Here is a 25,974-nt window from a genome sequence, read left to right as displayed (position 1 = left end):
TTTGTTTTTATGTATATTTACCACAACCCTAAAACCTAATTTATATGTTCCAAGAATTTTGGATAAATGTACAGTATGGTATTAACCATGTATTAGATATCAACGCTTATGACCATGTTTTATTTTTAATTGTTTTGGCAGTGCCATATCTTTTTAAAGATTGGAAACGCGTATTGTGGCTAGTTACAATGTTTACTGTTGGTCACACTATCTCTTTGATTTTGGCTAGTTACGGAAAAGTAAAAATAGATGGTGATTTAATTGAGTTTTTGATTCCTGTTACTATATTAATTGTAGCTGTTTACAATGTCTTTACAGCAGGTAAGATTGCTAAAAGCCAAAAAATTGGACTTTTGTTTGTGTCTACCTTGTTTTTTGGTTTAGTACATGGTTTTGGTTTTGCTAGAGAGTTTAGGATGAGTTTAGATCAAGGCGATAGTAAGTTATTGCGACTTGTAGAGTTTGCATTAGGTATAGAGATTGCTCAAATTATAATTGTTTTTGTAGTCTTGTTTTTAAGTTACATTTTTCAAACTGTATTTAGATTTTCTAAGCGTGATTGGGTTATGGTAATCTCTGCAATTGTTGTTGGATTAGTAATTCCTATGTTGTTAAACAGTCCGTTTTTAGGTTAATTATCATTAAAATTTTCATAAACTTCATATTTAAAATTGTGATTAAAATATGAAGCGAGTATCTTCGTTTATATCTAAGCGCATCTTTTTATGCGTTATAATTTCTATTACTTAATTATGTCAGACTTAAAACAACTCAAATACGATAAAGCTTATTTAAGAATAGCTACAGAATGGGGTAAGCTATCCTATTGCAAGCGTAAACAAGTAGGAGCTGTTATAGTTAAAGATAGAATGATTATTTCAGATGGTTATAATGGTACACCAAGTGGGTTTGAAAATTTTTGCGAGGACGAAGAGGGTTACACAAAGTGGTATGTTTTACATGCAGAAGCTAATGCAATTTTAAAAGTAGCGTCTTCTACACAATCTTGTAAAGGTGCAACATTGTACATTACAATGTCACCATGTAAAGATTGTAGTAAGCTAATACATCAAGCTGGCATAATACGTGTAGTATATAATCAAGGATACAAAGATAATTCAGGCTTAAAATTTTTAGAAAAAGCTGGAATAGATATCCAATTAATCGAACAATTAGAAGACTAATGTCCAAATCCAAAATATATTTTCCTTTAATTATAGGTGTTGCAATTGCAACAGGAATCTTTATTGGTGGAAAATTAAATTTTGGTGATTCATCAGACAGGTTGTTTACATCTAATAGTAAAAAGGATAAACTTAATAGGTTAATAGATTATATTGATTATGAGTATGTTGAAGATGTAAATACCGATAGTATTGTAGACGTTACCGTTAATGGAATTTTGGGGAATCTAGATCCTCATTCAGTTTATATTCCAAAAGAAAATATGCAAAAAGTTGCCGAAAACATGAAAGGTAACTTTGTAGGTATTGGTATTAACTTTTACACATTTAAAGATACCATAACGGTTATCAAAACTATTGAAAATGGTCCAAGCGCAAGAGTAGGTATTGTTGGAGGAGATAGGATTATATCTGCAAATGGCGAGTCGCTTTTAGGTGGTGGCTATGATAATGATACCTTGATTGATAAATTAAAAGGTGAACGTTACACACAGTTGCTTTTAGAGGTTTTTAGAAAAGGAGAGCCTAAGCTGTTAACTTTTAATGTGACTAGAGATGAGGTGTCAATTAAAAGCGTAGATGCAGCATATATGCTAACAGATAAGTTGGGTTACATTAAAATTAACCGATTTGCAGAAAGTACTTTTACAGAATTTAAAAAAGCATTACTAAATTTAAAGAAGCAAGGAGCGACCAGTTTAGCTTTAGATTTAAGAGGTAATCCAGGTGGTTTTTTAGAAGTAGCTGTAAATATTGTTGACGAGTTTTTGGAAGATGATAAGTTAATAGTTTACACTAAAAATAAAAAAGGAAAAGAAGATAGGAGCTATGCTACCAAACGTGGTGACTTTGAAAAAGGACAGGTGTATGTAATGATAGATGAAAGCTCTGCTTCTGCCTCAGAGATTATTGCAGGTGCTTTGCAAGATAATGATAAAGGGACTATTGTAGGTAGACGTTCTTATGGTAAAGGATTGGTGCAACGCGAAATGAAATTAGGAGACGGAAGTGCAGTAAGATTAACAGTGTCTAAATATTATACACCAACTGGTCGATCTATACAACGATCTTACGACAATGGTAACCGAGATTATTATGACGATTATTCTGATCGCCTAAACAGTGGAGAGCTTTTAGATGAAAGTAAAATTGAAGTAGCAGACTCCTTGAAGTATACAACACCTAAGGGAAATATCGTTTATGGTGGAGGTGGAATAATACCTGATGTTTTTGTTCCGTATGACACTAAAATGCTAAACGAAACCTTGACTTTTTTGGAAAAAAGAGGATTGTTAAATAATTTTATTTTTGAAGAGCTAGAAAAAGAACGTGACGTTTATAAAAACATGTCTAGGCAAGACTTTTTTAATAACTTTAAAATTACGGACGAAGTTGTAAAATCTTTCGAAGATTTTTTAAAAATCAAAACACGCTCTAACATCGTATTTGTAGCTTATAAGGAAGAGGTTAAACATTATTTAAAAGCTACTCTAGCAGAACAGTTATATGGTTTTGGTGCTTACTTTAAAATATTGAACAAGCATGATATAATGATTGATAAAGTTATTGACTTATCTAATAGTGCAAATTAAATTTTATCGTGCACCTTAGTGTGTTTGCCATTATTCCATAAAGTTAAAATATCGGTTCCTACATGTGCTCCACTTCCGGAAGCAATAGCAAACTGACTTCTCCAACCAGCTAAAGTTCCAGCAACATAAAGGTTGTGTTTTATTAGATGGTCTATGTTTTCTAGCCAAATCCTATCTTTTTCAATCGCAGCTTTTGGATGTGGTTTAACGTAGTTTTCTAATCCAGATATGGTTAATAAATTAGTGTAGCCAACAGCAATAACAACACGTTTTGTTGTGTAAGTCTTTTTGTTTGTAACAATGCTATAGCCAGATTCTGTTTCAATAACTTGCTCTGCTTTTTCCTTGTCAATTTGTATAACTTCAGGATATAATTGCGATAATTGTAATATACCTTCTTCAAGTAAGTCCTTTCCTAAAGTGCCTGGTTTTAGTCCTAAAACATTATTAAACAATGCATTTTGTAAATGCGAATTTTTTTGATGCGTAATTAATGCAACTTTTTTTCCTTCAGCAAAAGGTTTTTTAAGTCCAGAACCTAAAATTAATGCGCAAGACAATCCTGCAGCTCCAGCACCAATTATTATCGTATCAAAATCCATTAGCTTTTACTTTTAACTTCTATTTTTTTAGAGATACGTAAAATGTGTACTAAGCAAATAGCGCATAACGAGGCTAGTATGGTGATTATTGCAACAATGCTTTTTCCTTCAAATAATGCAGAAAAATTAAGGTTTGTAGCATTATATATTATTAAAACAACAGATATTATAGTTGTGATGTATGTAAATAGTTTCATTAAAATAAATTTTTATAAAAATACAACAATTAGGTTAAAAGTACTTTGATATTGTCGGTAAACAGTTTGACAGCAATTGCTAATAAGATGACTCCAAAAACTTTTCTAATAATGCTAATTCCGTTTTGACCAATAAGTCGCTCAATGCGTTTAGATGTTTTTAAAACAATGTAAATTACAATCACGTTTAAAATTACAGCTATTATTATGTTTTTAATATCATACTCAGCACGTAAAGACAGTAATGTAGTTAAACTACCTGGTCCGGCAATTAGTGGGAAAGCTAACGGAAATACAGACGCAGTTAAAGGGTTAGTGTCTTCTTCTTTGTATAGGGTTATTCCTAAAATCATTTCCAAAGCAATAAAAAATAATATAAATGATCCTGCTACAGCAAATGAGCTGACATTAATACCAATAAGATTTAATATGCTTTTTCCTAAAAATAAAAATGAGATTAATATAATTCCAGCTATAATTGACGCTTTTTCACTTTGTATATGACCAACTTTTTTACGCAAATCAATAATTATTGGAATGTTACCTACAATATCAATTACAGCAAAAAGCACCATAAATACAGTAAATATTTCTTTAAAATTTATTGGCATAACGTATAATTTTAATTATTTAATTTTTTTGCAAAAGTAGTCTTAATTCATTGAATTTTAGTGATAAACAATGAATAAGTTTCTAGTTTTAAAATTATAGCGCTTACTTTATTTAGATGCTTTATATTTGTAAAAAAATAAGTTAAGTTATTTTATGTTTCAATTAGGTAAAACTATAGTGTCTGAGGCTATAATAGAAAAGGATTTTATGTGTAATCTTTCTGCATGTAAAGGCGCATGTTGTATTGATGGAGATGCTGGTGCACCTTTGTCTAAAGATGAAGCTCAAATATTAAAAGACATTTACCCAAAAGTAAAACCCTATTTACGTAAAGAAGGTATTGCTGCAATTGAAGCTCAGGGAACGTCTATTGTTACCGATTTTGGAGATATAGAAACCCCTTTAATTAATGGTGCAGATTGTGCTTATGTTATTTTTGATAAGAAAAAAACTGCGCTTTGTGGTATTGAGGAAGCCTATAATCAAGGCGATGTAGATTGGAAAAAACCAGTCTCTTGTCATTTGTATCCAATAAGAGTTAAGGATTATACCGAGTTTTCTGCTGTTAACTATGATAAATGGGATATTTGTGATGATGCTTGTACCTTAGGTAAAGAATTACAAGTACCAGTTTATAAATTTGTTAAAGAAGCACTTATTAGAAAATTTGGAGAAGATTGGTATACAGAACTTGAAAAAGTTGCCGAAAAAATGTCTAAATAATTCGGCTCTGCCAATAGCATTAATTAAACTATAAAAATTATACTTTAATTCTCTTAAAGAAAAGTAAAAAAAGCTTTACTATTTAAGACTAAAATCTCATCTCTTTTTAACCTAATTTAAAAAGAAAAATTGAGATAATTTTGTAATGCTCTATTCAAATAAAAACAATCTTTTTTTAACACTATTTATATCAAGTTTTGATACTAATTAGCGTTTGTTGTAAAATACGTTTTGTGTGCTTTTAGTGTTAACGTTTTTGTGGTATTAATTGTAATAATTTACAAAGTAATAATAATCTCAATTTCATTTTTTTTATGCCATTTACGTATTTTATTTTTAATAATGCAAACAAAACAAATCTTTTAGGTTTAGTTGTATGTCGCTGATAAATAAGATGCTACAAAAGTATTTTTTGTTAAAGGTTGCATAGTGACTAGAGTGTTAGTCAGTTAGAAGTTTAGTATGTATTTTAAATTTGATGTAAAAAAAATGACCATTAAATTACAACTTATTTTTGTTTGTTTATGTGTTTTAAGCGTTTAATTTCAATGTTAAAAAAATATTAAAATGTTAAAAAATCCGAAACATCAACAACAGCCACTTGTAGACCTACATTTCAACAATCGATGTTAAAAACTTTGAAAACATTTAGCTTAAACAAGCTTTTTAAATCATAGATTATTTCCAATCTTTGTTAGTCCCAAGTCAAAGCAAATAATCGCATATTATAATCACAGAAAAACATAGTACAATGTCGCAAGAAGTAGAGCCAATTTTAGCAGAAAATAAAGATAGATTCGTAATTTTTCCTATTCAACACCATGATTTATGGGAGTGGTATAAAAAATCTATGGCTAGTATTTGGACAGCAGAAGAGATTGATTTACACCAAGACATTTCAGATTGGAAAGAAAAATTAAATGACGATGAGCGTTACTTTATCAAACATGTTTTAGCATTTTTTGCAGCCAGCGATGGTATTGTTAACGAAAATTTAGCTGAAAACTTTGTAAACGAAGTACAGTATAGTGAGGCAAAATTCTTTTATGGTTTCCAAATTATGATGGAAAACATACATAGTGAAACGTATTCATTACTAATTGATACTTATGTTAAAGATGAAACTGAAAAAAATGGCTTATTTAATGCTATTGAAACGTTTCCGGCTATTAAGAAAAAAGCAGATTGGGCACTAAAATGGATAGAATCTCCTAGCTTTGCAGAACGTTTAATTGCGTTTGCAGCAGTAGAAGGGATTTTCTTCTCAGGTTCATTTTGTGCTATATTTTGGTTGAAAAAACGTGGTATAATGCCAGGTTTAACGTTTTCTAACGAGTTGATTTCTCGTGACGAAGGAATGCACTGTGATTTTGCAGTACACCTTCATGAAAACCACTTAGTCAATAAAGTGCCAAAAGAACGTATTAAAGAAATTATAGTAGATGCCTTAAACATTGAAAGAGAATTTATAACAGAATCTCTACCAGTAAGTTTAATTGGTATGAATGCTAATTTAATGACTCAGTATCTTGAGTTTGTAACCGATAGTTTATTAGAAGACTTAGGTTGCGATAAGGTATATAATACCGCTAATCCATTTGACTTTATGGAAATGATATCACTACAAGGAAAAACTAACTTTTTTGAAAAAAGAGTTGGTGATTACCAAAAGGCTGGTGTTATGAACAAAGAAGTTGATGAGGATAAATACAATATGGATTTCGACTTTTAATACCGAAATCTAATCGTAGATAATTTTTATTGGATTATTTAGTTGTTATAGCATTGCATGCAACGCTTGACAAACTTTTTATACCCAACCCAAAAAAAATAATTAATACTTAAATAACTAACCTATTGAAAAACAGGTTGGTCTATATTTAGGTCAAGAAGTTAACCCCTTTTCTGAAAGGCAAACCAGAAAAGAATAATAAACAGTGTAAAGTATGTATGTAATTAAAAGAGACGGAAGAAAAGAGCAAATAATGTTCGATAAAATAACTGCCAGAGTGCGTAAATTGTGCTATGGTTTAAACGAACTTGTAGATCCATTAAAAGTTGCTATGCGTGTAATTGAAGGATTATATGACGGAGTTACTACTAGTGAACTAGATAATCTAGCTGCAGAGGTATCTGCAACAATGACAACATCTCATCCAGATTATGCACGTTTAGCTGCTCGTATATCAGTATCTAACTTACACAAAAACACTAAAAAGACATTTAGTGAAGTCATGCATGATTTATACATGTACGTAAACCCAAGAACAGGTAAAGAAGCTCCTTTATTGTCAGATGAGGTGTATAACGTGATCATGGAGAATAAAGATAGATTAGACTCGACTATTATATATAATCGTGATTTTAGTTATGATTATTTTGGGTTTAAAACTTTAGAGCGTTCATATTTATTAAAACTAAATGGGAAAATTGCCGAAAGACCACAGCATATGTTAATGCGTGTTTCTATAGGTATCCATTTAAACGATTTAGAAGCAGCTATCGAAACATACGAGCTGATGTCTAAAAAATACTTTACACACGCCACACCAACACTTTTTAATTCTGGTACGCCAAAACCACAAATGTCTTCATGCTTTTTATTAGCTATGCAAGACGATAGTATAGATGGTATTTACGACACATTAAAACAAACCGCTAAAATATCACAATCTGCAGGAGGTATTGGATTGTCAATCCATAATGTACGTGCTACAGGTAGCTATATTGCAGGTACAAATGGTACTAGTAATGGTATTGTACCAATGTTAAAGGTATTTAATGACACTGCGCGTTACGTGGATCAAGGTGGAGGAAAACGTAAAGGTAGTTTTGCAATGTATATAGAGCCTTGGCATGCAGACATCTTTAGTTTTTTAGATTTAAAGAAAAATACAGGAGCGGAAGAGTTACGTGCGCGTGATTTATTTTACGCCATGTGGATGCCAGATTTATTTATGGCACGTGTCCAAGATAATGCAGAGTGGACATTAATGTGTCCAAACGAATGTCCTGGATTATCTGATGTACATAGCGAAGAGTTTGAAGCACTATATACTAAGTATGAAGCAGAAGGTAAAGGACGTAAGTCTATAAAAGCACGTGAGCTTTGGGAGAAAATTTTAGAATCTCAAATCGAAACAGGTACTCCTTATATGTTGTATAAAGATGCAGCAAACCGTAAGTCAAACCAGAAAAATTTAGGGACTATTAAGTCATCTAACTTATGTACAGAGATTATGGAGTATACTTCTAAGGATGAAGTTGCTGTATGTAATCTAGCGTCAATAGCGTTACCAATGTTTATTAAAAACGGAGAGTTTGACCATAAAGAGTTATTCCGTATTACTAAGCGTGTTACTAAAAACTTAAATAAAGTAATTGATCGTAATTACTACCCTGTTAAAGAAGCAGAAAATTCAAACTTCCGTCATAGACCAGTTGGTTTAGGTGTGCAAGGATTGGCAGATGCGTTTATTAAATTGCGTATGCCTTTTACTAGTGATGCAGCAAAAGCATTAAACCAAGATATTTTTGAAACCCTTTACTATGCTGCTTTAACAGCAAGTATGGAAGAAGCAAAAGTAGATGGACCATACCAAACCTATGAAGGATCACCAATTAGTCAAGGACAATTCCAACACAATTTATGGAATATCCAAGAGGACACTTTGAGTGGACGTTGGGATTGGGATAAATTAAGAAGCGATGTTAAAAAACATGGTGTGCGTAACTCATTATTAGTAGCACCAATGCCAACAGCATCTACAAGTCAAATATTAGGTAATAACGAATGTTTTGAACCTTACACCTCTAATATTTACACACGTCGTGTATTATCAGGAGAGTTTATTGTCGTAAACAAGCATTTACTAGAAGATTTAGTAGACTTAGGATTATGGGATGATAATCTTAAAAACGAAATCATGAGAGCTAACGGTTCTGTTCAAAATGTAGATATTATTCCTCAGGACATAAAGGATTTATATAAAACCGTTTGGGAGTTAAGCATGAAAGACATTATTGATATGTCTAGACAACGTGGTTATTTTATTGATCAATCACAATCGCTTAACTTGTTTTTAGAAGGTGCAACTATGGCTAAACTAACATCTATGCATTTTTACGCATGGAAAAGCGGTTTAAAAACAGGAATGTACTACTTAAGATCTAAGAGTGCAGTTGATGCTAAAAAAATGACGGTTACAAAAATAAAGAAGGCAGAACCAGTAGAAGTAAAAGCTACGGTTGAGGTTGCAGAAAATGATAGTGTAGCTCAAAAACAACAAAAAGCAGCTAATACAGCAGCTAAGTTTGCAAATACATCTAGTGCAGAAGCAGAACCAATGACACCAGAAGAAATGAAAGCTTTAATCGCTCAAGCTAAAGATGCTGAAGGTGATGATTGCTTAATGTGTGGTTCTTAAATAAAAAAGCAGGTATATAAACTTGCTAGTATTAAGTGTTATGATAAAAAAAGCATCCACATTCGGATGCTTTTTTTTGTTCAAAAACTACAATAAATACTATATTACTAAACCAAAGTAAAGTGTTAATGGAAATACCGCAAAGTATAATATTACAATCAGAATGTAAACATTGTGAAACGCCAGCAAAGGAAGAAGCCTCTTTTTGTTCTGAATGTGGATATCCAATAAAGGGTAGCGATCAGGACATTGCTAAGTTTTATGCTAAACGCGTAATGGATAAGCGTAAAACGGACAATGCTTACGAGAAAATAAAATCGGCCAGAAAAACCTTATTCATAATTGCAGGTATTATTACTGTGTTTGGTTTTTTTATCTATTATAAAACTGAAGATATAGTACCTTTAAGCATTAACTTGGTAGTTAGTATTGTTTACGTCATTTTGGGTTTTTGGTCTAAACAAAGACCTTTAATAGCCTTGATTTTAGGATTATTGTTATATCTAACTTTAATAATTATTACAGCTATTGCAGATCCTTTAACATTAGTAGCAGGAATAATCTGGAAAATATTAATCATTGGATATCTAGCCAAAGGGATTTACTCGGCATCCTCAATTAATAAAGCTGCGTAATGTCTATTTTCTGTAAAAATTGCAATTATATTTTTGAAACAGAAGTTAAATTTTGTTCGCAATGCGGACAGTCTGTTGTAAAAAATGTATCTACTAATAAGCTTAAAAAGGTGTCTACCATTATTGGTTTTTATATAGCAATGTTGGTTTATATGTTGTTAGTTTATTACATAGATATCACGTTTCCTAATAATTTAGAGGCCGAAATTATTACAGTCCTAGGCTTTGCGTGCATTGTGATTGGTTTTGCGTCGTTTGATTTACAACCCGTTTTACAGTTATACAACTACAAAGATTTAAAACTTAAGCATCTTGCTTTTGCGATTGTTACACCAATATTAACAAGCACTTTTGTTTACTTTTTTATTGGGTTTATTAATAGTTTTGTTGCGGATGGTGCATCTGTAAACTATTTTCAGGAGTATTTGTACTTGGATTATCCTTTATTGTGGGCAACACTATTTATTGCCTTAATGCCATCAGTTATAGAGGAGTTGGCTTTTAGAGGCGTCTTGTTTAATGCCTTAAAAGAGGTGACAAGTACTAGGCTTACTATAATAGCGACAGCGTTTTTATTTGCGGTAATTCACTTTTCAATATTTTCTTTTTTATGGATTTTTCCTTTTGGATTATTGTTAGGGTTTTTAAGAAGTCGCTATAACACACTTTGGTTAGGCATGATTATTCACTTTATCCATAATTTTATAATCTTAATGATTGATTATTACAATTTTTATAACTTTTAGACACAAAAAAAGCATCCAAAATTGAATGCTTTTTTTAAAATATATGTTGTGTCTAACTAATTTTGTTGTGCCATTAAAGCAAAAAACTTATCAATGTTAGGTAGTATTAAAATACGTGTACGTCTATTTCTAGAACGTCCTTCGCTAGTGTCGTTATCTGTAACTGGTTTATAGCTGCTTCTACCAGATGCAATTAATTTTTCTGGTGCAACACCAAAGTCTTTTTGGAGTTTTCTAACTACAGAAGTGGCACGTAATACACTTAAATCCCAGTTGTCAGCTACTTTATCTGTACTGATTGTTCTAGAGTCTGTATGACCTTCAATCATAACATCTAAGCTTGGCTCAGAGTTTATAACGTCAGCTAATTTTTTTAATATTTTGTCTGCTTTTTTGCTAATTCTGTAGCTTCCGCTATTAAAAAGCATTTTATCAGAAATAGATATCATAACTACAGTTTCCTCGATGCTAATCGCGATATCATCACTTTCATCTAAATCTGTAGTGTCAACAAAACGTTTTAAGTTTAATGATAAAGCCATGTTCATTGAGTCTTCTAATGTCGTAACATATTTCATTACTTCTGGACTAACACGACTTAAAGTTTCGCGCATACCAACTTTAGCTTTTTCTGAAATAACAGCTTTGTTTCCAACTGCGTCAAATTTAGTCTGATTTTCTTCAGTTAAAACACCTACTTCATCAGTCAGATTATTGATTTTAGAATTATACTCGTTTACTCTAGCTTCAATTTTTGCAAATTTAGCTTCTAATTCTTCTTTTTCAACCTGAGTCTTTTGTAGCTCGCTAGTTATTTGTCCTTTTTCTTGTTCTAATGCGACAAATTTCTTTTTAGAAACGCATGATGACAATATTACTAAAGCGAATAAGGCTATTGATGTTTTTTTCATAAATACATTAATTTTTTAGTTATTCTATTTACGAATGCTAAGCTGTTTTGGATGTTTTAATCTTGGGTTTATTGAAAACGATGTGTGCTTTCAGTTTAGTTTTTGGGCTGTAAACACTTGTTTATTATGGTTTTAATTAGGTCAGGCTAAGTCTTTGTTTTTTTAAATTTTGAATTCCATAAAGTGGTATGGACTATACTTAAAGTATTTGCTATTGATATATAGACATAAAAAAAGCTACCTGATTAAGGGTAGCTTTTTATTATAAATGGTATTTAATTTATTCCTCTTCTAAAGTTGCAGGAGTTACAGATGCATCATGAGCATTATGGTACTCTTCTAAAAGATTCATAGTAGCACTAAGTAAATCTTTAGTTTCTGATAATAAATTAAAATATAAGGTTGTATTTTTTGGACTAGACTCTTCAGTTCTTGTACGCTCTACTTGTTTAATGATTTTAGAGGAAACAAGTTCCATTATTTCATTCTTTCTTCCTAAAATATCTCCTATTTGTTCAAATGAGCGTGAATTAAAGGCGTTTTGTGTATTATTGAAAAACAAATCAAAACGTGCATCAATTTCTTTAAGCTCTTTTATTTGACTAAACTTTAATTTTTTATGATTGTTGTTTACGTGTTTATGACTCATTTTAGTAATGTAGTCTAACGACTGCGTCATGTCTTGTAAATAACCTAAAATATTGATGTAAAAGTTACTTGCGTTTAAGCTAGATTCATCTAAATTTTTAATAAAATAAAAGATATTGTCTCTAAGTGCATCTACTTCTGTAGACAGTTTAATAACTTGTTTTTTATTCTTTTTAAGTAATGCGCTATCCTGTATAGCTAAACCATTAATAGCGTTAGTGTAAATTTTGTTTCCTCTTTTTACAACGTTAGCAATGTTTTTGGCGCTTTCGTGAATAACACCTTGTACAGAGCTGCTTTCTGAATCTGTTAAGCTATCCTCTGGAGCAGTTTTGTTAGACGTCTCTTTGTGTGATAAATAATTTCTAACTAGTAAAATAGCAGTTAATAATAATAATATTGGTGTCATCACTTTAGGATTCCACTTTATTAAAAACACGACTGTACCTGCAGCAAAAAAGGCTCCAATAGCAGTTCCAAACCAACCACCAATTACATTTAATACACCAGCGACTCTATATACAGCACTTTCGCGTCCCCAGGCACGATCCGCAAAGGATGTACCCATTGCGACCATAAACGTTACGTAGGTTGTAGATAAAGGCAGTTTCATAGATGTTGCAATTGCAATTAATACACCAGCCACCATAAGGTTAACAGATGCTCTAATCATATCAAAAGCTGGTAAATCTTTACTTTGTGTTTTAGTTAAAGCTTTAGCAGTAGGCTTTTGAAAGCTTTTGTCAATTTTTGCTTGCGTTGATTTTGGTACAATTGCACTAAAGTAATCAGATAAAGCTGAGGTTCCTTTTACAATACCTCTAGATAACATGTTAGGTTCAAATTTTTCATGCGTATCGCCTTGGCTAGATAAGTTAATTTCAGTTTCGGCTACTGTTTTAGCTTTTTTAGAAAACCATAACGTTAATACCATTATAGCTCCAGAAACAAACAATAATAAAGGCTCGGCTGGTACTTTTTTCTCTAAAATTGCCATAGAGAAATCTGCTGGTAATGTTCCTGAAGTAGCAAAGGCTGTTTGCATCGCCTCAAACGAGTGGTAAGCTGCCATAGGGACACCAATAAAATTTACCAAGTCATTTCCAGAAAAGGCTAATGCTAATCCAAATGTACCAACTGCTATTACTATAATTAGAACACTTTTTTTAGTTATTTTTTGAAAAATATAAGAAAATAAAGTCCAGAAAATAACGCTTCCTATTAGTATGTATAATTCGTTTCCTTCTACAACACTATTAATGCTTTTGTAAAAAGGAGTCCCTTTAAGACCTTTTAAAAAGATAAAGTAAGTTATTGAAGCTAATGATATACCGCCAAAAATAGCTCCAAAAAATTTAGATTTTTTTTCGTATTGAAAAGTGAAAATTAAACGCGATACCCATTGTACTAATGAACCAACAGTAAATGCTATAAAGACAGACATTACAATTCCTGTAATAATTTCGACAGCTTTTTTAGTGTTAATATAGTTGCCTAAATCAGCAAATGTTTGCGTGTCTGAAGCACTAATTTTAATTAATGACATTACAACTGCTGCACCAAGTAGGTTAAATACTATGGATACAGTAGTGGATGTTGGTAAACCTAATGTATTAAAAAAGTCAAGTAGTAAAATATCAGTAATCATTACTGCCATAAATATATACATGATCTCCTCAAAACTAAACATAGCAGGTACAAATATACCTTTACGTGCTACTTCCATCATTCCGCTAGAAAATACAGCACCAATAAAGATACCTAAACTAGCAACTATCATGATAGTTCGCATAGAAATAGCTTTGGAGCCTATAGCTGAGTTTAGGAAGTTGATGGCGTCATTACTAACACCTACAACAATATCAACGATTGCTAATACTGTTATGGCAATCAACATAAATAAATAAATATTATCCATAGTTTTTAATTAAAATAAGTTTGCAAATATCTTTACTGTTTTTGAGTGCAATGTTATGACAATGTTATGTTTTATTGTTAAAAATGAAGGTCAAATCCAAGTCTAAAGGTAATGTTATCTTCGTTACCGCTTACAGTTGTGTAACTTAAATCTGTTTGTACTTTTAGTTTGTGTCCAACAATGTATCTAGATCCTCCTAAAGTGTACTGATCTGTCGGTAAGTTTCCGGTTACAGCATCATAAGTTAATGTAGTGTATCTAGCTGCAATTTCATAATTACTTTTAAATAAATAGCCTGCTTGTAAATTTAGGGCTTTACCAGTTAAAACAATATCTCCAGTTGGTGTTGTACCATCTGTGTCAATTGCTATAGGTTGATCGGCCTCTCTATTAGCATATTCTCCCATAAATGAAAATCCTTTGTATTTAAACATAGCATCTGCAAAAATAGTAGATATGTTGGTTTCATACAATGTACCATCACTTTTAAACATGTAGTCGCCTAAACCGCTTCGTTCGCGTACAGCGTTTTCGTTAAAATTATAAGTAAAACCTAACATTAATTTAGGTTTAGATTCTCTTTTTAAATCTGCTTGAATATAGGCTCCTTTAGATTGAAACTTACCAAAAGGTAAAAACTCTAAACGACCTGTATATTGTAGACCACCTTCGTTACCTTCCGAGACATTACGACCTTCGCCTTGAGAAATAGCTAATTTTTGACGCATTAAAAAATTACCTCCTAAGTTTGATGTGTGACGTAATTGCAATCCTAAGTCACGATCAATATTAAAACGACTGTTTAATAAAGAACGATCAATTAATTGCAAATTTGCGGATGACACAACACGCTCTACATTACCAGGTAATTTTGTTTGTCCAGCCCAAAGCTCCCAATTATCAGCAAATTGCCACATAATTACAGCATCTAAAATATATCTAGGTGTATTACGATTAAATTGGTTTGCACCAGAAAGATCTCTGTTAGATAAACCTAATTCTATTTTGTATTTTAATTTTGGACTGTAGGCAAAACCATCAAACTTTAAACGTGCACGTCGCACAATAAAGTTGTGTTCTGGACTAGTATATTGCGACCCATCATGATCCCAAGAGGATATAGATCTAACCTGAAAGCGAGGTGCAAATTTTATACTAAAAGAACTGTCCTTTGCTATAAAATTAATTAGTCCTTTACCAAAGGACGTATCACTAATTTCTTGAGCACGCACAGTTAAGGTTATGCACAATAATAGTGCAACAGATAAAATAAGTTTCATTAAAAGGTATTAGTTTTTGTCGCTGCAAAGAAATAACTCTAATGTTAACTTAATGTTTCCTAAGTATTAACCTTATAAAATTAATAAAAAAAGACTGCTTTGGCCAAAAGCAGTCTCATTAGAAATCATAATAATGTAGTCGACAAAAACTAATAGATTATATGAAATACTAATTGTGTTGTCTTAAGACACCAACAAATATCACCACACAAAGTGATTTTAATGTAACCCTAATATTATGTAATTATTAAGGATTATTATGTTAATTTAATTTGTTTAACGATTGTTTTTCAGTGCTTTATAATTCCAATGTTAATTTAATGTTACGTAAATGTTGCATAAATGTTATGAATTGTGTATCTTTGAAGTATAATGTTAAAACCCATAATTATGAAGAAATCAATTTTAGTTTCAATTGCTTTTTTATTTACTGTGGTTTCTTTTGCTCAAGACAAAAGGGATTTAAAACTTAATAAAAACACTAACTTAATAGAAGTTGTTTATTATCACGACAATGGAGTTGTAAGCCAAACAGGAGCTTATACGACAGATGGTAAGTTACAAGGTGAGTGGTTAAGTTTTGATACAGCAGGCAAGAAACAAGTTTCAGCAAGTTATGATAATGGTAAAAAAGTCGGCAAGTGGTTTTATTGGAATGATACCACTCTTAAAGAAGTAGATTATACTAATAACAAAATTGCTAATGTTAGCGAGTGGGAAGTAAAAAATCCAGTAGCTACTAGTAATTAAGTTATTATATCAAAAAAAAAGCCTTGCATTTGCAAGGCTTTTTTTTTGATATATATTTTGGTTTAATTGATTGTCCAACCAGCTCCCCAAGTTGTGTAATCTGTTCCAGTTGCAGAACCTTCTGCAGTATAAAAGTCAGCATCTGTGAAAGTTACAGTAGTATCATTTTTAACTTTAGTTAAAACGTCAACAAAAGTTACTCCTGTTACCTGAAGATCGTCACTTACAACTCCGTTTCCTGTGTCAGCATCATCTAAATCAAAACCTTCAGCATATCCTGTAATCATTATGTTGCTAAATATACCTTGTGTACCAGCTCTTAATCTAACCGCTTCTGATGAGTTAGCTGAACCTTCTCCAATAATAGATACATTATTTAAAGTTGGCTTAGAAAATATTCCTGTAGCATTACTAAAGTCTGTATTGTAACCATCAGCTTCTATTGCTTTATCGTCTGATGCTCTATTAGAGATGTATACATTATTTAATGTTCCAGAAAAACCTTCAGTCCAGTCTACAGAGTCATCTTCTGCATTGATTACAGAGATGTAGCTTGCATTAACTGTTCCTCCAAAAAATTCGATTCCATCATCTTTTCCTGCAAAAGCCTGGATGTAGTTTACAGACGTTCCGTTACCTACACCATAAAAAGAGAATCCGTTATTTTCAGATTGTCCATCTGCTGCACCACCAGAATACTCAACACGTACATAGCTTAAAGATCCAGAATTGTCATTAGCAGTATTTCCTCCGTAAGGTAAACTTGCAATCTCTGAAGTTGCAGTGTTTGTTCCTGTAACAGAGTTGATAGGTGCTTTTCCTAATAATATTAATCCTCCCCAATCTCCAGCAGCAGGACTTGCAGCATCAGATGTAAAAACAATAGGACAATCAGCAGTACCATTAGCTATGATTTGTGCACCCTGAGATATTGCAATATATACATCTGCTCCAGATGATAATGCCTTAATAGTCATACATGGTGGAATAGTTAAAGTGGTTCCGCTTGCCATGATTAAAGATCCATTTAACTTGTATGTGTTGTTAGCGTCTAATGTTAAATCTTCAGTATAAGTACCAGATAAGAAAATAGTTGAAGGGTCCGTTGAACCTCCTCCAGACGTATTATTGGTTACACTATTGTCGTTAATTACAATATCAGATGTGTCATCAGTTGAGCAAGAGAATACTGTTGCTGCTAATGCTAAGCCTAAAATTATTTGTTTTTTCATTGTTTTTAGTTTTTTAGTTGTACTATGTTTTTGTGTTATGTTTATTAAAATTTATATTTAAGTTGAAGTCCTATATTCATACCTCTTTTATAATCTGTAACACCTTTTCCGTTTGCAGATACCACTAATACATCGCCTTGGTTTTGGTCTTCTCTAACGTATTGAATAGTTGGGTCTAAAAGGTTTTTAGCGCTTAAGTTGATTTCAAAATTATCATTGATTGTGTTTTTCCAGATAAAGTCTAATGTTGGTACGCTTTTTTCTACAATGTTTCCTAAATCACCAGAACCCAATGCGTCGATACGGTCAGAGAAGTATGAAAAGACTAAGTTGGCAACAGGCTTGTAGTTTTTAAATGTTGGAGAATAGCTGATGTCTGCATTTAGAATAAATGGTGAAGCACCTTGTAATTCATCTTCGGTTTTATTGAAAGCTAAATCAAAAGTACCATCTATGTTGTCATATAAATCTTGTTTAGTTTTCATGTAAGTGGCATTAACTCCAAATGATAAATTGGTGTTTTGATCTGCGTCCACTAATAGGTCTTTTCTTAATTCAACTTCAACACCATAAACAGTTGCTTGATCTCCTGTTCTTACATAACGTTGTGTTCCTGTAGCGTCACCTACTACCACTAGGTTGATTGGGTTGTCAATTTGTTTTGTAAATGCACCTATAGAAAAGATTTCGCTTTTACTAAAAAACCACTCATATTTTAAATCAATATTTAAAACTTCAGAGTAACCAAGTACATCTGGATTACCACCTATACGAGTTGATACGTCTTCGTAAACAAAAGGAGCTATTTCTTTAAACTCTGGTGTAGATACTGTTTTACTTGCAGATAATCTTAGGTTTTGATCATCCGTTAGGCTGTATTTAATGTTTAAACTTGGTAAAATAAATGTTTCTTCAGATACTTTAGAGTCTACACCATTGTTTCCTAAGTTGATCACGTTGTAATCAATACTTTGCTCAAAGTTTTCTAATCTTACGCCTGGTACAAACAACCATTTTTCTCCTGCTTTAATTTGGGCATCTACATATCCAGCATAAATATTAAGCTTTCCATTGTAAGTGTTTTCAAAAAGTCCAGGTCTGTTAGTATTAGAAAGTGTTGGGTAAGGTTTTAGTACTTTAATTTCGTATAAACCGTTTGACGATTCAGTAAGATTTAAGTTGTCAAGATTAAAAACTGAATCAAAGTTGTTTACATCTGTTATTTGATAATTACTATCAACTATATCGTAACCGTATCTAACATTATTAAATTGTCTTGTTTTGTTACGACCATTGTATCCAAAGTTAAACTTAAGATTGTCATTAACTTCGTAAGCTAAATTGATGCGACCGTTATATTCGTCATCTTCAATTTTTTGAAAGTAACGTTGGTTATCAAATACTACATTGCTGTAAAAGGTTGGGTTTGTTGTAGGATCATTATCTAAAGCATAATCATAGTTTTCTACACTAAAACGCTTACGGTCTGGTTGATCAGAAAATACTTTGTTGTATCCAAATCCCCAATCTAATTCAAAATTACCCGATTTATGATTTCCTATTAATTGATTGACAAACATTTTTGTTTGATCAAATTGTATGTTTTGTTGGTAAAACCCTTTGTCTGTGTTTAGGATGGCATCTCTGCTTCTTCCATTACCATCTGTTCCATAATATCCAACTTCGTCAGAAGAGCTATTAATAAATACAGAATTAAAACTTAGGTTATTATCAGAGTTTATTTTGTAATTAATATTAGCCATAGCTGTTGAGGTTGTAGAATACTCATATTCTTCAGCAGCTTCAAATGCTTTTTTCTCCACTGTAGAAAAATCTACCGACCTACCTTGTCTGTATTCGTAGTTGTTTTCAAATCCACCAGTTACAAAAAAGCTTAATCTAGAACCGTTTTCAAAATTAAAAGAGCTACCACCTGATGCACCATAAGCCACATTTATTGGTGTGTCTACAGCTACAGGATCTACACCATGAGATAATATAATTGCAAATGGATTATGCTCATTTCTACCATAAAAACCAAAGTAACCTGTACCTTCACTACGTACAAAGTTTTTGTCAATAGCATTAGTGTTAAAGCCACTACCTGTAAAAGCAGTTGCAAAGCTACCACCTTTATGTTCTTTAGAAGTGATATCTACATTTCCAGCAGCAAAGTCTCCGTAAAATTGAGAAGCATAAGCTTTACTTATCGACACGTTTTGAATAACGTCTGATGAAAATAGATTTAAATCAATGTTTTTCTTGTTAACATCATTAGATGGTAACGATAATCCATTCATGGTTGTGTTAAGGTATCTGTCTCCAAGACCTCTTACATATACGTTGCTTGATCCTTCTTGCTTAGATACACCAGATATTTTGGCAACAGCACCAGCAGCATCACTGACTCCTTTTCTTGATAATTCTTCTGCACCAATACTTTGTTTGATTTCGACCGCTTTTTTCTGGTCTAACAGCAATGCAGTTTCACTTTCACGCTTGGTAGTAACCGTTTCTAAAATTACTTCGTCTAAAGACGCAGCACTTGCTCCCATTGCAACATCAATTGTTGTTGTTTTTCCCGCTTCCACTGTAGCAGCAATAGTTTGTGTTTGGTAACCAACAAAACTAAACTCTATATTATACGCACCTGGCTTAAGGTCGGTAATTTGATATTGACCATTATCATCAGATGTTGTACCTATAGTAGTGCCTTTAATTAAGATGTTGGCAAATGCTAGCGGTTCGTCGTTAAATTCTTTATCAGTTAAAGTTCCTGATATCGAACCATTTTGAGAATAAGTTGCGATGCTAAATAAAGCAAAAAGTAAGTATGTTAAATTTTTCATTTTGACTATTAAAATTCTTGGTGCAAAGAAACCTTGATGTTGTAAAGTCAAGGTTAACTGCAGATTAATAGTTAGTCACCAAAAAGTTAGCTAAAGGTTAACAGGGTCGTTTTGGTATCACTTTTTGTAAACATTAAGTTAACATTAGAAAGTACTTTGCTTTATTTTTCAAATAGTTATCTTGCAATACTAAATTTTGAATATGAATTGGGAGCAATTACTATCGTTAAAGCGCTTTGGCGACACTAATAAAAGATTAAGAAAAGAACAAGATGAGACCAGATTAGGTTTTGAAGTAGATTATGACCGTGTCATTTTTTCGTCAGAGTTTAGAAGCCTTCAGGATAAAACGCAAGTAATACCATTGTCTAAAACAGACTTTGTGCATACACGATTAACCCATAGTTTAGAGGTTAGTGTTGTGGGACGCTCTTTAGGTAGAAAAGTTGGACAAAAAATTTTAGAAAAGCATCCACATCTTCAAAATATACATGGCTATTTGCCCAACGATTTTGGTGCAATTGTAGCTTCAGCAGCATTAGCACATGATATAGGTAATCCGCCTTTTGGGCATTCAGGTGAAAAAGCAATTGGCGAATTTTTTATTTCTGGTGAAGGACAGCATTACAAGCATGATTTAACCGATAGTCAATATCAAGATTTATGTGATTTTGAAGGTAATGCAAACGGTTTTAAAATTGTTACGCAAAGTCGTGCAGGAAGAGAAGGTGGTTTAAGATTAAGCTATGCTACGCTAGGCGCTTTTACTAAATACCCCAAAGCTTCATTACCTAAAAAACCAACTCAACATATTGCAGATAAAAAGTATGGTTTTTTTCAAACCGAAAAAGAATCATTTAAAGACGTTGCAGAAGAGTTAGGTTTAATTCCAAGAGGTGATGCTGCCAACTTAAGCTACTCTCGTCATCCTTTAGCTTTTTTAGTTGAAGCTGCAGACGATATATGTTATACAATAATAGACTTTGAAGACGGAATTAATCTAGGATTAATTGAAGAGGAGTATGCGTTAGAATATCTTATTAATTTAGTTCGAAACTCCATTAACACTAATAAATACCATAAGCTAACTAATACTAAGGATAGGGTAAGTTATTTACGTGCATTAGCTATTAATACATTAATTAACGAAGCAGTAACCATATTTATGGATAACGAAGAAGCTATACTTAACGGTCAGTTTAGTATTAGCTTATTGGATAAAAGTAAGTATGAAGCACAAATCAATGATATTATAAAATTAAGCATTGATAAAGTGTATCAATCTAAAGATGTAGTAGATAAAGAAATTGCTGGTTACCAAATATTAAATTCATTATTAAATACTTACAGTAAAGCTGTCAATAATACTTTTTTAGGAAAAGCTACTAATTATGATAAGCTAATAATGAAAGGTTTACCGTCAACATTAGACTTTAATACAGATAGTTTGTATGTAAGATTGCTAAATGTATGTCATTATGTATCTTTAATGTCTGATAGTCAAGCAATTATTGAATACAGAAAAATAAAAGGGTTTAGTTTATAATATGTGTTTCTTGTGATAAAATGAATTTTTAACAATAAAACTCTTAAAAAAATATTAAAAACCGGTATTTTTATGCTCTTAAAAAAATAAAATGAAGAAGAAAATTATTATCCTAACGTCATGCGTTTTAGTATGTCTTGCTTTTTTTACCCTAACTAAAGTAAAAAACTCTGAAATTTCTGAGATGGCTAACGCTAAAGAAATTCACAAAAAACATTTAGAAAATAGTCCTTTTAAAGACGTTTTAAAATTAACTAAACCAGAAAGAAAAGCTGCTGGATTAACTCCTAACAAATACTACGAACAAGAATGGGAGTTAACAATGGATCCTATTTTAGGAAGACCAACAACAGAAAATCTTAAACAAATTAGAGAGGCTCAACAAGCTAAAAGACAAGCCTTTTTAGCTTCAGGTAGAGTGCCTGGAGATGCTATTGATAACAGTTGGACAGAAAGAGGTCCTAATAATGTTGGAGGTAGAACAAGAGCTATTATGTTTGATCCTAATGATACAACTAACCAAACCCTTTTTGCAGGTGGAGTTAGTGGAGGTTTATGGAAAAACACTAATATCTCTGACGCTAATTCTAGCTGGACTAGAATTGATATTCCAGAAAATTTAGCAGTTAGCTGTATCACTTATGATCCAAATAATACTAACATTTTTTATGTTGGAACAGGAGAGTCTTACGTTGGAGGAGATGTAAATGGAGATGGCGTTTGGAAGTCTGAAGATGCAGGTACAACTTGGGCTAAAGTTTTAGGAGGTATCTCTGGACCAACAACAGCACAAACTATTATAAATAATATTACGGTTAATGCGCCAAGCAGTATTGCTGGAGATTATATCTCTAATCCTACAAGCATTTTTGGAGGAAGTATTGATACTGTAATTACAGCCGAGTTTATTTTAGCGGATGGATCTGTACCATTTACAGGTACTAACGGTCAAACATCCAATAATCCTAATGAAGGTTGTGGACCATCAACTATAGATATGACTGGAAAAATCGCTTTGATAAGAAGAGGGGTTTGTACATTTATTGAAAAAGTTAAATCAGCACAAGATGCTGGAGCAATTGGAGCTATAATAATGAACAATGTGGATGACGCATTAATTAATATGTCAGGAGATGATGACTCAATTGTAATTCCTGCAGTTATGATATCTCAAGCAGATGGAGATCTTATTGAAGCAGCTATTAATGCAGGTACTGTAACAGGGTCTTTAAATCCGCAAATTGGTATTTTAAATGGTAATTTAGTTCCAGGAATACAATTTATAAACGATATTAAAGTAAGAGATAATAATGGTGTATCAGAAGTGTATGTAGCAGCAGGAGATAGTTTTTATGGAGCAGCAAGTACAGCAACATTTTTGACAGGTCCAGAGTTTGGATTATATAAATCAATTGATAACGGTACAAATTGGAACGAAGTAAATTTACCAACAACAACTTTAGGTAATAAGTTTTGTCCAAACGATATCGAAATTGGTGCAGATAACAAAATTTGGTTATCAACCACGAATAGTACAGTTTTTGGTGATGGTGGAGGAAACATCCTTAACTCTACTGATGGTGTAACGTTTACAGTTAAACGTACGGTTCCAGATGCTACTAGAACGCAAATAGCGGTTTCGTCATCTAATGCAGATGTGGTTTACGTATTAGCACAAGGTAGTAATGCTGCAGCTCCAGTTTTAATGGAAAAAACAGTTGACGCTTTTACAAATAACTTAACAATGAGTTTGCCTAACGATGCAGATACTGGTATTCCAGCAAATGACTTTACAAGAGGTCAGGCGTTTTACGATTTAATGTTAGAAGTAGACCCTAATAATGACCAAACTATATTTGCAGGAGGTATTGATTTATTTAAGTCAAATAATGCAGGTGCTAACTGGAGTCAAATCTCTAAATGGTCAAATAATAATAATCTTGCAAGTTTAAATATTTCTTTAGTTCATGCAGATCAGCATGCAATGACCTTTGCAAATGGATCATCAACAGTAGTTGCTTTTGGTAACGATGGAGGTGTTTATTATTCTGCAAATGCAGGATCAAATACAACGTCAAGAAATAAAGATTTTAACACCTCGCAATTCTATACGGTAGGTGTAGCTCCAACAACAGCTTTTACAGGAGATTATTTTGCAGGAGGATTACAAGATAATGGAACACAATTATTTGAAAATGCTAATCCAAATCAAACAGATGCTACGATTGAAGCTTATGGTGGAGATGGTGCTTTTACATTTTTTGACCAAGACGGAACAGATCAATATTTTGTAAGAAACTACGTGTATAATTCAGGGATTAACGTTTATAATTTTGCAACAAGTTCTAATGTTACCATTAACAATGAAACTGCTTCAAATGGAGCGTTTATAAACCCTCAAGCATTAGATTCTAATTTAGATATTTTATATTCTAATTACTCGTCAGGAGGAAATAGTATTATTAGAAGATATTCTGGGATTAAATCTCAGTCTACACTTCAAGCAGCAAGTTTAACAGATCCGTTATTGACAAGCACACCAACTGCGTTTACTGTTTCTCCTTACACTACAACGTCGTCAAAAGTATTATTTGGTACAATTCTAGGAGATGTGTTTTTAATAGAAAATGCAAATTTAGCCACACCAACATTTACTAAATTAGATCCTTCAAATGTAATTTTTGGAAGTGTTTCTGATGTAGAATTTGGAGCTACTGAAAACGAAATTTTCTTAACTATTCATAATTATGGTGTAGAGAGTATTTGGTATTCTAACGATGGTGGTTTGGTATGGCAAGCTAAAGAAGGAGATTTACCCGATATGCCAGTTAAAGCAATTTTACAAAATCCTTTAAGTCCTAACGAAGTTATTATTGGAACAGAATTAGGCGTTTGGTTTACAAATAATTTCTCTGATGCTAATCCAAACTGGAGTCAAGCTTTTAACGGAATGTCAAATGTTAAAGTAACAGACCTAGATTTAAGAGATGATAATATGGTGTTTGCTTCAACTTATGGTAGAGGAATCTTTTCTGGAGAGTTTAAAATTGATGCAAATGGTGACGAAGATGGTGATGGTGTTCTAAACGGAGTCGATAATTGTGTTAATACAGCTAATGCAGATCAAGCAGATGCAGACGGAAACGGTATTGGAGATGCATGTCAAGATACAGATGGTGACGGAATATTAGATATAAATGATAACTGTCCATTAATAGCGAATCCTGGTCAAGAGGATGCAGACGGAAATGGCGTTGGAGATGCGTGTCAAGATACAGATGGTGACACTATTTTTGATGATGTAGATAACTGTATAGCAGTGTCAAATACAGATCAGCAAGATACTAACGGAAACGGAATTGGTGATGTTTGTGATACTAGTTATACTAATGCAGACAATATTGCTTTACAAATTATTTCAGAAACTTGCGATGGTCAAGATAATGGAAAAGTAGTAGTTACGGTTAATGAAACTTATGTGGATTACGTTGCAACTTTAGTAGGTAATGGATTAAACTTATCTCAATCGTTTACTAATGACACCTATACTTTTGAAGATTTACCTGTTGGCTCTTACACAGTTTGTGTTTCTGTAGATGATATTGCAATAGATTACGAGCAATGTTTTGAAATTAATATAGATGAAGCTGGTGTAATAGAATTGCAGATTGCTAATAACAATACTCTTAATACAGATACTACCAATGTAGAAGTTAGTAGAGGTACAGCTCCATTTACAGTATTATATAACCAAGAAGTTATCATGATAACTTCTGAAACTAATTTTGATTTAGATCTTGTTGGTAATGGAGAGTTAGAGATAAAAACAGCAAAAGCATGTGAAGGTACTTTTAGAAAAACAATTCAAAATGCGATAAGTTTAAAAGCTAGTCCTAATCCAGTAATTGATAATCTTAAAATAACAATTCCAAGTTCAGATTCTAAATCTACAATCGGAATTCAAATTTATGACGTTACAGGTAAGTTAATACTTAATAATAATTACCAAAAAACTAGTGCAAATTATATTCAAGTTCCTTTTGCTAATCTAAATTCAGGAATCTATTTTATTAAAGTAGATTTAGATACTCCAGAGGTTTTAAAAATTATAAAAAAATAAAG

The 25,974-nt window shown here is 32.3% G+C and carries 19 protein-coding genes; 11 read left to right on the top strand and 8 right to left on the bottom strand.

Features of this window, described 5'->3' with window-relative positions:
• Positions 1-44 precede the first annotated feature (44 nt).
• The 3 genes from WNY60_RS04150 (at position 45) to WNY60_RS04140 (ending at position 2,776) form a co-directional block, all read left to right on the top strand.
• Entirely contained in the window at positions 45-635 is a 591-nt protein-coding gene (locus WNY60_RS04150) for a HupE/UreJ family protein (RefSeq protein ID WP_145005836.1), read from the top strand.
• A 117-nt stretch (positions 636-752) separates the two neighbouring features.
• Entirely contained in the window at positions 753-1,184 is a 432-nt protein-coding gene (locus WNY60_RS04145; protein ID WP_028284186.1) for a dCMP deaminase family protein, read from the top strand.
• Positions 1,184-2,776: a S41 family peptidase gene (locus WNY60_RS04140; RefSeq protein WP_339808026.1), complete on the top strand. Its 1,593-nt coding sequence runs from the start codon at positions 1,184-1,186 to the stop codon at positions 2,774-2,776. The genes WNY60_RS04145 and WNY60_RS04140 overlap by 1 nt, the downstream gene beginning before the upstream one ends.
• Here WNY60_RS04140 and WNY60_RS04135 read toward each other — a convergent pair.
• From WNY60_RS04135 to WNY60_RS04125, 3 genes are read right to left on the bottom strand one after another with little or no spacing between them, the layout of a single operon-like run.
• On the bottom strand, positions 2,773-3,378 hold the full coding sequence (locus WNY60_RS04135) for an FAD-dependent oxidoreductase (protein ID WP_145005842.1): 606 nt from the start codon (positions 3,376-3,378) through the stop codon (positions 2,773-2,775). The genes WNY60_RS04140 and WNY60_RS04135 overlap by 4 nt on opposite strands.
• Complete coding sequence (locus WNY60_RS04130; RefSeq protein WP_145005845.1) at positions 3,378-3,575, bottom strand: hypothetical protein; 198 nt, start codon at positions 3,573-3,575, stop codon at positions 3,378-3,380. Before WNY60_RS04130 ends, WNY60_RS04135 begins: the two co-directional genes overlap by 1 nt.
• 29 nt (positions 3,576-3,604) lie before the next feature.
• Positions 3,605-4,186 (bottom strand): MarC family protein, encoded by a 582-nt coding sequence (locus tag WNY60_RS04125; protein ID WP_145005848.1) that lies wholly within the window; start codon positions 4,184-4,186, stop codon positions 3,605-3,607.
• Positions 4,187-4,340: 154 nt separating this feature from the next.
• Here WNY60_RS04125 and WNY60_RS04120 point away from each other — a divergent pair, with 154 nt between their 5' ends.
• The 5 genes from WNY60_RS04120 (at position 4,341) to WNY60_RS04100 (ending at position 10,718) form a co-directional block, all read left to right on the top strand.
• Positions 4,341-4,910, top strand: coding sequence for a DUF3109 family protein (locus tag WNY60_RS04120; RefSeq protein WP_145005851.1), 570 nt, complete (start codon positions 4,341-4,343; stop codon positions 4,908-4,910).
• A gap of 751 nt (positions 4,911-5,661) precedes the next feature.
• Positions 5,662-6,642, top strand: coding sequence for a ribonucleotide-diphosphate reductase subunit beta (locus WNY60_RS04115; RefSeq protein WP_342861594.1), 981 nt, complete (start codon positions 5,662-5,664; stop codon positions 6,640-6,642).
• Positions 6,643-6,856: 214 nt separating this feature from the next.
• The gene (locus tag WNY60_RS04110) at positions 6,857-9,337 is read left to right on the top strand and encodes a ribonucleoside-diphosphate reductase subunit alpha (RefSeq protein WP_342861593.1); all 2,481 of its coding nucleotides are present in this window, start codon (positions 6,857-6,859) and stop codon (positions 9,335-9,337) included.
• Positions 9,338-9,465: 128 nt separating this feature from the next.
• Complete coding sequence (locus WNY60_RS04105) at positions 9,466-9,972, top strand: zinc ribbon domain-containing protein (RefSeq protein ID WP_145005862.1); 507 nt, start codon at positions 9,466-9,468, stop codon at positions 9,970-9,972.
• The gene (locus WNY60_RS04100; RefSeq protein WP_145005866.1) at positions 9,972-10,718 is read left to right on the top strand and encodes a type II CAAX endopeptidase family protein; all 747 of its coding nucleotides are present in this window, start codon (positions 9,972-9,974) and stop codon (positions 10,716-10,718) included. Before WNY60_RS04105 ends, WNY60_RS04100 begins: the two co-directional genes overlap by 1 nt.
• A 56-nt stretch (positions 10,719-10,774) precedes the next feature.
• Here WNY60_RS04100 and WNY60_RS04095 read toward each other — a convergent pair whose 3' ends face one another.
• The 3 genes from WNY60_RS04095 to WNY60_RS04085 form a co-directional block, all read right to left on the bottom strand.
• Positions 10,775-11,629 (bottom strand): OmpA family protein, encoded by an 855-nt coding sequence (locus WNY60_RS04095; protein WP_145005869.1) that lies wholly within the window; start codon positions 11,627-11,629, stop codon positions 10,775-10,777.
• A gap of 280 nt (positions 11,630-11,909) precedes the next feature.
• Positions 11,910-14,195: an inorganic phosphate transporter gene (locus WNY60_RS04090; protein ID WP_342861592.1), complete on the bottom strand. Its 2,286-nt coding sequence runs from the start codon at positions 14,193-14,195 to the stop codon at positions 11,910-11,912.
• Between the two features lie 77 nt (positions 14,196-14,272).
• Positions 14,273-15,475 carry a porin gene (locus WNY60_RS04085; protein ID WP_342861591.1) on the bottom strand — a complete coding sequence of 401 codons (1,203 nt, stop codon included), beginning with the start codon at positions 15,473-15,475 and terminating at the stop codon, positions 14,273-14,275.
• A 390-nt stretch (positions 15,476-15,865) separates the two neighbouring features.
• Between WNY60_RS04085 and WNY60_RS04080 the strand changes: the two genes are divergently transcribed.
• Positions 15,866-16,225: a nicotinic acid mononucleotide adenyltransferase gene (locus WNY60_RS04080; protein ID WP_145005878.1), complete on the top strand. Its 360-nt coding sequence runs from the start codon at positions 15,866-15,868 to the stop codon at positions 16,223-16,225.
• Between the two features lie 62 nt (positions 16,226-16,287).
• Here WNY60_RS04080 and WNY60_RS04075 read toward each other — a convergent pair whose 3' ends face one another.
• Together WNY60_RS04075 and WNY60_RS04070 are read right to left on the bottom strand one after the other, a co-directional pair.
• Positions 16,288-17,457: a multidrug transporter gene (locus WNY60_RS04075; protein WP_145005881.1), complete on the bottom strand. Its 1,170-nt coding sequence runs from the start codon at positions 17,455-17,457 to the stop codon at positions 16,288-16,290.
• A 44-nt stretch (positions 17,458-17,501) separates the two neighbouring features.
• On the bottom strand, positions 17,502-20,306 hold the full coding sequence (locus WNY60_RS04070; protein WP_339808020.1) for a TonB-dependent receptor: 2,805 nt from the start codon (positions 20,304-20,306) through the stop codon (positions 17,502-17,504).
• Between the two features lie 202 nt (positions 20,307-20,508).
• Here WNY60_RS04070 and WNY60_RS04065 point away from each other — a divergent pair, with 202 nt between their 5' ends.
• Positions 20,509-21,852: a deoxyguanosinetriphosphate triphosphohydrolase gene (locus WNY60_RS04065; RefSeq protein WP_342861590.1), complete on the top strand. Its 1,344-nt coding sequence runs from the start codon at positions 20,509-20,511 to the stop codon at positions 21,850-21,852.
• 91 nt (positions 21,853-21,943) lie between these two features.
• Positions 21,944-25,972: a thrombospondin type 3 repeat-containing protein gene (locus tag WNY60_RS04060; RefSeq protein WP_342861589.1), complete on the top strand. Its 4,029-nt coding sequence runs from the start codon at positions 21,944-21,946 to the stop codon at positions 25,970-25,972.
• Positions 25,973-25,974 lie beyond the last annotated feature (2 nt).

The organism is Olleya sp. AS48, from assembly GCF_038900355.1.
Classification (GTDB): Bacteria; Bacteroidota; Bacteroidia; order Flavobacteriales; family Flavobacteriaceae; genus Olleya.
Note: the sequence above shows the minus strand (reverse complement) of the source record. Positions and strands in the feature narration are given on the sequence as shown.

Bases quoted from the DNA above. Each gene is read 5' to 3' on its own strand.
- WNY60_RS04095 (WP_145005869.1), bottom strand. From the start codon at position 11,629: ATGAAAAAAACATCAATAGCCTTATTCGCTTTAGTAATATTGTCATCA.
- WNY60_RS04125 (WP_145005848.1), bottom strand. From the start codon at position 4,186: ATGCCAATAAATTTTAAAGAAATATTTACTGTATTTATGGTGCTTTTT.
- WNY60_RS04075 (WP_145005881.1), bottom strand. From the start codon at position 17,457: ATGAAAAAACAAATAATTTTAGGCTTAGCATTAGCAGCAACAGTATTC.
- WNY60_RS04060 (WP_342861589.1), top strand. From the start codon at position 21,944: ATGAAGAAGAAAATTATTATCCTAACGTCATGCGTTTTAGTATGTCTT.
- WNY60_RS04065 (WP_342861590.1), top strand. From the start codon at position 20,509: ATGAATTGGGAGCAATTACTATCGTTAAAGCGCTTTGGCGACACTAAT.
- WNY60_RS04080 (WP_145005878.1), top strand. From the start codon at position 15,866: ATGAAGAAATCAATTTTAGTTTCAATTGCTTTTTTATTTACTGTGGTT.
- WNY60_RS04100 (WP_145005866.1), top strand. From the start codon at position 9,972: ATGTCTATTTTCTGTAAAAATTGCAATTATATTTTTGAAACAGAAGTT.
- WNY60_RS04145 (WP_028284186.1), top strand. From the start codon at position 753: ATGTCAGACTTAAAACAACTCAAATACGATAAAGCTTATTTAAGAATA.
- WNY60_RS04090 (WP_342861592.1), bottom strand. From the start codon at position 14,195: ATGGATAATATTTATTTATTTATGTTGATTGCCATAACAGTATTAGCA.
- WNY60_RS04110 (WP_342861593.1), top strand. From the start codon at position 6,857: ATGTATGTAATTAAAAGAGACGGAAGAAAAGAGCAAATAATGTTCGAT.
- WNY60_RS04105 (WP_145005862.1), top strand. From the start codon at position 9,466: ATGGAAATACCGCAAAGTATAATATTACAATCAGAATGTAAACATTGT.
- WNY60_RS04085 (WP_342861591.1), bottom strand. From the start codon at position 15,475: ATGAAACTTATTTTATCTGTTGCACTATTATTGTGCATAACCTTAACT.
- WNY60_RS04130 (WP_145005845.1), bottom strand. From the start codon at position 3,575: ATGAAACTATTTACATACATCACAACTATAATATCTGTTGTTTTAATA.
- WNY60_RS04135 (WP_145005842.1), bottom strand. From the start codon at position 3,378: ATGGATTTTGATACGATAATAATTGGTGCTGGAGCTGCAGGATTGTCT.
- WNY60_RS04150 (WP_145005836.1), top strand. From the start codon at position 45: ATGTTCCAAGAATTTTGGATAAATGTACAGTATGGTATTAACCATGTA.
- WNY60_RS04070 (WP_339808020.1), bottom strand. From the start codon at position 20,306: ATGAAAAATTTAACATACTTACTTTTTGCTTTATTTAGCATCGCAACT.
- WNY60_RS04120 (WP_145005851.1), top strand. From the start codon at position 4,341: ATGTTTCAATTAGGTAAAACTATAGTGTCTGAGGCTATAATAGAAAAG.
- WNY60_RS04115 (WP_342861594.1), top strand. From the start codon at position 5,662: ATGTCGCAAGAAGTAGAGCCAATTTTAGCAGAAAATAAAGATAGATTC.
- WNY60_RS04140 (WP_339808026.1), top strand. From the start codon at position 1,184: ATGTCCAAATCCAAAATATATTTTCCTTTAATTATAGGTGTTGCAATT.